This is a genomic window from bacterium (assembly GCA_016786595.1).
Classification (GTDB): Bacteria; Bdellovibrionota_C; UBA2361; order SZUA-149; family JAEUWB01; genus JAEUWB01.
Map to the genome: position 1 here is coordinate 1 of JAEUWB010000014.1, position 8,092 is coordinate 8,092.

At 44.2% G+C, this 8,092-nt stretch carries 10 protein-coding genes; 3 read left to right on the forward strand and 7 right to left on the reverse strand.

Going from position 1 to position 8,092, the window contains the following annotated elements:
- The 5 genes from JNK13_03040 to JNK13_03060 form a co-directional block, all read right to left on the reverse strand.
- The coding region (locus JNK13_03040) for a penicillin-binding protein 2 (protein ID MBL7661708.1) at positions 1-1,269 on the reverse strand (1,269 nt) is incomplete at its 3' end.
- Positions 1,270-1,293: 24 nt separating this feature from the next.
- Positions 1,294-1,620, reverse strand: coding sequence for a hypothetical protein (locus JNK13_03045; protein MBL7661709.1), 327 nt, complete (start codon positions 1,618-1,620; stop codon positions 1,294-1,296).
- 19 nt (positions 1,621-1,639) lie between these two features.
- Positions 1,640-2,590, reverse strand: a complete 951-nt coding sequence (gene rsmH / locus JNK13_03050; GenBank protein ID MBL7661710.1) for a 16S rRNA (cytosine(1402)-N(4))-methyltransferase RsmH — start codon at positions 2,588-2,590, stop codon at positions 1,640-1,642.
- 2 nt (positions 2,591-2,592) lie between these two features.
- Complete coding sequence (gene mraZ, locus JNK13_03055; GenBank protein ID MBL7661711.1) at positions 2,593-3,108, reverse strand: division/cell wall cluster transcriptional repressor MraZ; 516 nt, start codon at positions 3,106-3,108, stop codon at positions 2,593-2,595.
- A gap of 311 nt (positions 3,109-3,419) precedes the next feature.
- The gene (locus JNK13_03060; GenBank protein MBL7661712.1) at positions 3,420-3,980 is read right to left on the reverse strand and encodes a thioredoxin fold domain-containing protein; all 561 of its coding nucleotides are present in this window, start codon (positions 3,978-3,980) and stop codon (positions 3,420-3,422) included.
- Positions 3,981-4,293: 313 nt separating this feature from the next.
- Between JNK13_03060 and JNK13_03065 the strand changes: the two genes are divergently transcribed.
- Entirely contained in the window at positions 4,294-4,605 is a 312-nt protein-coding gene (locus JNK13_03065) for a hypothetical protein (protein MBL7661713.1), read from the forward strand.
- A 94-nt stretch (positions 4,606-4,699) separates the two neighbouring features.
- Here JNK13_03065 and JNK13_03070 read toward each other — a convergent pair whose 3' ends face one another.
- Positions 4,700-5,770, reverse strand: a complete 1,071-nt coding sequence (locus JNK13_03070; protein ID MBL7661714.1) for an alkene reductase — start codon at positions 5,768-5,770, stop codon at positions 4,700-4,702.
- A gap of 497 nt (positions 5,771-6,267) precedes the next feature.
- On the opposite strand from JNK13_03070, the gene JNK13_03075 reads away from it, so the two are divergent.
- Entirely contained in the window at positions 6,268-6,576 is a 309-nt protein-coding gene (locus JNK13_03075) for a hypothetical protein (GenBank protein MBL7661715.1), read from the forward strand.
- A 136-nt stretch (positions 6,577-6,712) separates the two neighbouring features.
- On the opposite strand, the gene JNK13_03080 is transcribed toward JNK13_03075, so the two are convergent.
- Complete coding sequence (locus JNK13_03080) at positions 6,713-7,834, reverse strand: metallophosphoesterase (protein MBL7661716.1); 1,122 nt, start codon at positions 7,832-7,834, stop codon at positions 6,713-6,715.
- A gap of 106 nt (positions 7,835-7,940) precedes the next feature.
- On the opposite strand from JNK13_03080, the gene JNK13_03085 reads away from it, so the two are divergent.
- The coding region (locus JNK13_03085; GenBank protein MBL7661717.1) for a branched-chain amino acid ABC transporter substrate-binding protein at positions 7,941-8,092 on the forward strand (152 nt) is incomplete at its 3' end.

Sequence of the window (8,092 nt, forward strand, 5' to 3'; positions counted from 1 at the left end):
GACTCCAGACAAGGAACCAAAACCTAGTGATTTAATTCCGTGGTAGAGTTGCTCCTTACCAAGGCGTTGTCCAATTTTAGTGATTCCTACATTGGAAGAACGTACGAGAATGTCACCAAACGAAGCAATGCCGAGTGGATGGACGTCTTCAATTAAGTGTCGTCCAATTCGAAAGCGACCCTGCTCGCAATCAATTGTCTCATTCGGGGTTGCAACTGCATGGTCAAGCGCTAACGCAGCGACAAGTGGCTTAAGTGTCGATCCAGGTTCAAATGAGTCTTCAATCACCGCATTTCTCAATTCACTTAAGTCTTGCAGCGGTTGATTCGGATCGTAGCTTGGAGTTTGCGCCAATGCTAAAATCTCACCACTATCAGCGTCTAGGATCGTGCCAAATATACGCTTGGCCTTAGTGTCGCTTAAGCCCTGCACAAACTCTGCTTCAACAATGGCTTGAATCGATGAGTCAATGGTCAATTCCAGATCTTCGCTCTGATTAATCATTGTGCGAGGATTGCCGACTTCATCGACACTTGCTGCAGCAAGTGTCGCATCAAAAATTGTCTGTTGTTTCCGTGACGGAGCAACAAGCTGGCCGCGCGCATCGCGTCGCAAATTGAGCTGATAGCTGTCGGCCTTAAGTAGGTGATTGAAGGCCAGCTCAACCCCTGAAAGTCCTTGACCATCTGCACCGATGCGGCCGATCAAATTCCCTGCAAGTGTTCCAAGTGGGTACTCACGTTTGTATTCTTGAATAAATTCTAACCCTGGCAACTTTGTCTGCTTAACCTGCTCAGCTTGAGATTTAGTAATCGAGCGAGCCAACCAGGCAAATCGCGACTGACTCTTCAGAATTGCCTCGATTTGACTGGGGGGTCGATCGAGGATCAGGCTCAGTGCCTCACTCCATTTTTCGGGTTGTTGCACTAAATTTGGGTGAATTCCTAGCGAAACCCGCGGCACTGAATATGCAAGGATTTGACCGTTACGATCAGCAACACTAGCTCGCGGTTCCATCACTTCTAAAGTTGTCTGATGCTGCTTTAACGCAAGTAATTTCCAGCGCTCACTTCCATATGCCTGCAAAGCGTAAAGTCTGGCGACTAAGGCCAGGCAGAAAACTGCGATACAAACGAGCACGAGGCGGATGCGAATTACTCGATCAAAGCTCAACCCCAAGGAATCATAGCCGAAAGACGTGGGCCTGTATCTGCTCTGCTGATATTGAGCCTGTTTATAAGCACGATTGTGAGTCCATTTTCTAGGCATAGAGCATTCTTAGTTTCAGAGTTACTAGCCAAGATTAATTCTTCGTACCTGTTGTGGAAGAACTGGAACAAGATTTAATCGACGCTCCACTTCACGTGAGAGCATATTTGGTGAGCGAATCTTTTCTTTTGCTACCTCCAAATCTCTGAGCGCATAGACACTTCGTGTAAGCTCTGCTCGTCGCGCCTCGATATGATATGCCATCTGCGTTGTCGCAATACGCACCCAAATCTGCACAACTAAGCAAAGAAAAATTATTATTCCAAGCATGATTTCAACACGAAAGATAATTTGCGGCCAGTAAATTGTTGGCACTGTTTGACGACGATATGAAATTACTTGCTGATACATTTTGATATCCTTAATAATGTTAAACCTGCTTGCTACTTGTTAATTGAAATACACGGAGTCGCGCGCTGCGTGCGCGCGAATTGGCGGCAATTTCCTGCTCGGATGGCGTAATCGCTTTTTTGGTTAAAACTTTTCCGCGTTGCTCACGCTCCCACTCGCGCATTTTTGCGGTAACTAACTTGTCTTCCGTGGAATGAAAATCAATCACCAGCAGGCGTCCGTGATCGCAGAGCACTTGCAGCGACTGCTCCAGTAAGGCACGAATCTGATCATATTCCTGATTGACCTCAATTCGCACCGCCTGAAAAGGAACCGTTGCGGGGTGCTTACGCTTCGCAGCATTAGGTTTGTAGCCACGTCCTAAAACTTCTTCGCAAATCTGTGCAAATTCTAAAGTACTCTCTAGTGGTCTGCGGTCGATAATTCTTCGCGCTAGCGTCCTACTGCGACTACCCACGCTGCCCTTCAGAAACACCAGCGTCAATTCTCGCTCGGCATACTGATTGAGCACCTGCTCAGCGCTTAATTCTTGTGTCTGATCGAGGCGCATATCGAGCGGTCCAGATTTAGCAAAAGAAAATCCACGCTCTGCTGTATCCATTTGATCACTGGAATAGCCGAGATCGGCAAAAATCGCGGCAACACTCTCAGTAGCAAGTGTGCTTGTAGCAGAAACTACTGCTGCTACCTGCGAGAACTCGGCGTGCTCGAAGGTAATACGGGCTTGATATTTTTCAAGGCGTTTTTTTGCTCGGACCAATGCCAGAGTATCGCGGTCGAGGGCTAATAAATGACGCTCGGGAAACGCCTCTAGTAGTGCTGCCGCATGCCCCCCACCGCCCAGCGTGCAATCAATAATCAGCCCTGCCGGCAGATCTTCTAGGAAAGATAAAACTTCCTGACAAAGCACGGGCTGATGCGCTGTAAATTGATTAACCGCAGGATCAGCCACGACAGATAAAGCCTCCATACCTAACGCTTCAAATCTCTTTCAAGATCGATGTTTGCAAATAATTCTGGATTCTCGAGTAATGCTTGTTCAGCTTCACGGAAGACGAGCTCAAAGACACGCTCATCCCAAATACGAAACCCATCTAACACAGACGCGAAAACTACCTGTTTAGTAATCCCTGCGTACTGAATCAGATGGGTAGGTATTTTAATCCGCCCGTTTCCATCCACACTACATTCGCATGCACGTGAGAAATAAAAATTTTCCAGTTGTTTCAATTTTGGATCAAAGCGACTCTTCCTGAGTAGCTTAGCTTCAAGCTCTTCCCAGACGTCTACTGGATAAGCCTCCAAGCAGCGTGCCCCTTGAGAAATAAAATTTGTGACAACCAGCGATGCTTGTCGGCGCGAATCTAAAGTATCGCGGAAAGCTGCAGGCAAGCTGATGCGTCCCTTATCGTCGAGTGCATGGGTAAACGTTCCACGAAAGGAATAGTTCCTTTGCTGGCTTGGAATTTTCGAACCACTTGAAACCATTTTACCCCATTCTTTCCCACCTAATCCCACTTTACTACCAGAATGGCCTGTAATAATCAAAGCGTTATAATGTTTTAATTTAGAAAAAGTATGGGTAGGACGAAGGCCACTGTAAGGCGTTTAGCTTCTGCCACAGGGACTAATCCCCTGTGGCGCCTGCATACGAGAGACTTTTTGTAGATAATTTATTGCAGCGCGAGGGTTAATTAACAGAGCCTTTGGTGTATTTAAACCAAGAGACCATCTTCAAATTGGGCAGGGCTTACTCAGAGTTCTCTCATCATGAAAACTCAGCGTGTGGCTAAAGTCGCCTAGATTCCTTCCTTAGCCAGCCAGCTATCGAGGAAAGCATAACCTGAACGGCCATTGCAAGTATCTTTGCTTGTGACTTTTGCATCGGGATCGAAAATTGTTATGTGCGGAGCTCCGCAGACACTAAAGCGATCAAGCACTTTATTGATCTCCTCAATCTTGCCGTACATTTCTGCTTTTTTCTGCTCCATTTCAGCTTCGGAAGTTGCAGTGAAGCTCGTGCCCTCCTGCGGGCCTTCAGGGAGATCAATTTTGACAACTTGCACATCACGGCGTCGATTAACAAGTTTACTTAAGCGTGGATTTAATTGTTGGCAAATGCCACATGACTTGGATGTAAACTCAACAATAGTGAATGATCCTTTTTCCGCCAGGTCTTTTAACTGAAAATCAAGATTATAACGAATATCATTAAATGCTGCTTTCGTGATCGAAACACTAACTGGATTACCTTGAACCTTAGTTGGGTCCTGTCCAGGGTTTAAAAATTGCGGGATTGGTATGTAACCAAAATATGTCGCAAGACCAAAGGTAACAAGACCGATAATCAATTTAATCATATCCTTATATTTATCGAGTGCTTAGACAATAATCTTAAGCATTATTGAAAAAAGATTATCCAGCACTAATCTTTCAATAATATTGAATATTTCCCTACTCTATGTTCTTATTTTATTGGGTAGATGTGGTAATTTTGCGCTTAGCCAAGGTTTTGATCGTAGCCACGACCCGACTTAACTTTGATTCAAGATCCTCTAGCAACTGCAGTGTTAATCGAAGAACCTTCGATTAACTGCGTCTTGGTAAATTCATTTTCTGCATCATCTGAATTTACTAAGGCGCAGTGCTTGAAACTGCTTGCCGGAGGTAAAAATGTTTGGAGATCCCGTAATTGATTCAGTCATTGTCGGCCTATTCAGCATGGCGATTGCTGCAATTTGGCTGCTTGAGAAAACAAAACCAAAGAAGAAGCTAACTGACCAAGAGCGAAAACTGCAGTATGAAAGCGATCAAGGTTGTATCTTCATCGGCTTAATTTGCGGACTTTTTGTTGGAGGACTTTTCTACTCTGGATACACCGAAGGGTGGTTTGGAGAGCTTGAAGAAAAATATCAAGCTTGGCAGCAAGCAGCGCCAGTACAATGGCCGAACGATCCGCAAGAGGAAAACTGGTTTGACTGGTGAATACTGCCCCTACCCTACAGACAAGATGGGGATAAGGTTTTTATCCGCGTTAGCGCAAGACCACATCTCCATTTTCAGCGATCTCAAATAATAGCTACAAGGTTGGATAATCGATATAGCCTTTAGCTCCGCCACCGTAAAACGTTGCCATCTCGGGTTCATTTAAAGGTGCATTTTTCTTAAAACGCTCAACCAGATCTGGGTTTGCGAGGAAGGCAACCCCATAGGCAATTAAATCAGCTTGATTAGACTCAAGCAATGCTTCGCCGCTATCGCAGGTAAGATTTCCGTTTATAATAAATGTCCCTTGAAATTTTGTTTTTAACGCAGGGCTAACGCGTGCTCCATCAGCACTAAATCGGTGGCCCTCCAGTGGTTCCATCGAGTGCAGATATAAAATCCCACGTCTTGAAAGCTCTGCTGCTACAAAGCAAAAGAGGTTCAGTGGGTCTGAGTCAGACATACCATTGAATGGATTTCTAGGTGAAATCCGCACTCCGACTCGGTCACTACCAATTGCATGATTTAAGCCTTCAACAACTTCGAGTAAAAAGCGAGTGCGATTTTCAATGCTACCGCCGTAAATATCTGTGCGTTGATTTGAACCATCACGCAGAAACTGATCTGGCAAGTAGCCGTTTGCGGCATGTATTTCGACTCCATCGAATCCGGCTTGCATTGCCATTTCTCCAGCACGGACATACTGATTAACGATTTCAGGAATTTCTTCAGTTTCCAGTGCACGAGGTGTTACATATTCTTTTTTGCCAAGTGGAGTATTTGTTGAAAAAGAAACTTTAATTGCTGAGGGTGCTAGAGGGAGCTTACCACCGAGAAAATCAGGATGGCTCACGCGACCCATATGCCAGAGTTGTAAGAAAATTTTTCCGCCTTGATTGTGCACAACCTGAGTTACAGATTTCCAGCCAACGAGATGATTTTTACTAAAAATCCCTGGGGCGTTAACCCAACCATAGCCCATTGGATCGATTGCCGTCGCTTCCGTGATAATCAAGCCAGCAGATGCCCGTTGTGCGTAGTATTCAGCCATGAGACTGTTGGGGGTGGCGTCGGGGTTGGCCCGCCCACGCGTAAGTGGTGCCATGACCATGCGGTTTTTAAGGGTAATTTTGCCGAGTTGATATTCAGTGAATAGTTTCTTCATATTTTGTGATTACTGCAGTTTGCTTGGAAAAGTAACCCCATACCAAATAGCCTGCATAGAATAAGCACGCTAACTAGCTGATAATACAGAATATTCTGGAAAAATGCTCTGAGCAAAATAAATTAAAAATTAATGCAACAAATCCGACTAACTTTGTAATAATAGACTTCGAACGATGTTTGGTGAGGCTACCAAACATATTTCAACGTTTTTCTTCCATCTTTTTCACGGTTTCCATCAAGGTTTTACGTAAGTAGCTGTAATCATAGCGATTGCTTGCGTAATCCCATTTAGGAAATCTGACTTAAAGATGCATTTTTTTCTTGATTTCCGGGTAGGAATTTTCATATTCTGCGCCCCTTCGGTTTTACCAATTAGAAATGCCTAGAGTAGCTGGCGTGCTGAATAAACAATCAGCTCGCATAGAGAGAATTTTCCCTCGCAGTTAGGCAACGAGGGGTAAAAATAGTTGCAGTAATGCAGTAAGGAGAAAAAATATGAAGCTTTGGTCAAATGGTTCAGTTCAATCACAACTCGGCGGATTCAATCCGGAGCGCAGACTTTTGGCAGCAGTGCTACAACGCGCCATCAACGACTACCTTACCGGCGACGGCGAACTTCAAGAAAACGCACAAATCTGGCTTTTCGAATCAGACGACGATGTCGATAATTTTGGATTTTCATACATCTGCGAAGCACTAGATTTTCATAAAGAAGAGCTACGCAAAGCAATTCAATATCAATACGAAAATATTAAGGAAAATGGCGGACAACTTGGAGAAGAATTTGCAGCTGCTCTGCAATAATCCATCGCCAACTTAAAAATTATATAAAAGTTATTTTAAAGTTATTTCTTCACTTATACATTAGTAATTCAAAGGGCCAGTTGATCTGGCCCTTTGTTTTTCTAGCGCTGCGTTAGAGCTCTTCCACTCTTGCCGATCATTTCTCTAGCCTAAATCGATCGATCACCTGCCCACTCGAATTAATCGCCTCAGAACTAAGTTTATTCCGCGTAGCTTTAACGCGCACAAAATGATGTTCTTTCTTAAAAACGACAATCTGCGAATGACTTGCTACTTGGTCGTACAAATCACTGCCCCCACCCCCACTCACGACATAAAGGATTTTACCCCCACGACCACTTAAGTTGATTCTTCCCGTGCGCTGATATGCGTGGTCATGCCCTGAAAACACAAGATCGACCCGATACTGCTCAAGCAGCGGCAATAAATCCCGCTGCAACTCAACCGTATCTCCGTGCGGTCCGGCACTAAATGGTGGGTGATGAAAAAAGACCACAGTCCAGTTTGGACGTGGATCCGAATTTCGATAACGTCTTAAATCAGACCGTAACCATTCTTTCTGCGGACTTCCATCACTTAGGCTTTGATTCGTATCAAGCGCAATAAAATGCACTGCACCACGATTAAAAGAATAATAAAATTCGCTACCACTCCGTGAAGAATTTTTGGGCAGAACATAGATACTCTCATAATCTGAAGAATTAAGCGCATCATGATTTCCAAGAGACGGATAAAGTGGCAATCGCGAAATTATCGATCGATAAGGTAAGAAAAAGTTAACTAAATAATCACTCAAAGCCCCTGTAGGATAAACGATGTCACCAGTATGCAAAATAAAATCAAACTTTCGCCGGCTCAGCACACTGGCAACAGCATACTGCGCCAGTGAGGCAACACCAGAATCCCCTAAGACTGCAAAACTTATTTCCGCTGTAGATCTGCGTGACTCTGCAGTTTTAAATTTACCTCTAAAAAGCTCCTCACCAGCTGTTGTATAGATGCGGTAGTTATAATTTCTGGCGTGGTTGAGTTTTTTGATATGAAACTCATGCCGCAAAGTAGCCTCCGCCTCGCGATAGGTTTTACGATAGGCCCGCCGTGAAACATTCAAATTTAAAGCTGCTGATTCATCGGTATAAAAAACAACAATCGCCTCACTCGTAGAAATACCTTGTAAGAGTGGTCCCCCTGTGATTGAAATTGCAAGCGCACTTGCAGCAAGTCTAGTTGCAAGAAATACCCCGAAAATCAAACGCATTAATATCGCACGCCACTTACATAGTTACACATTGAGAGTTGATTGATAAGCTATAAAATTCCAGATACTATCAATCTCGATAGATTGAGACAGGATTGATTAGCCAATGATAAAACTAGTTTTACTTTCACTGTGTTCGGCATTTTTATTTCATGCTCAAGCTTATGCCGAAAACAAGCTTAATATTTTAGCGCTGATTCCCTTGACTGGGCCAAATGCATCAAGTGGACACAGCATTAAACGTGGCATCGAACTTGC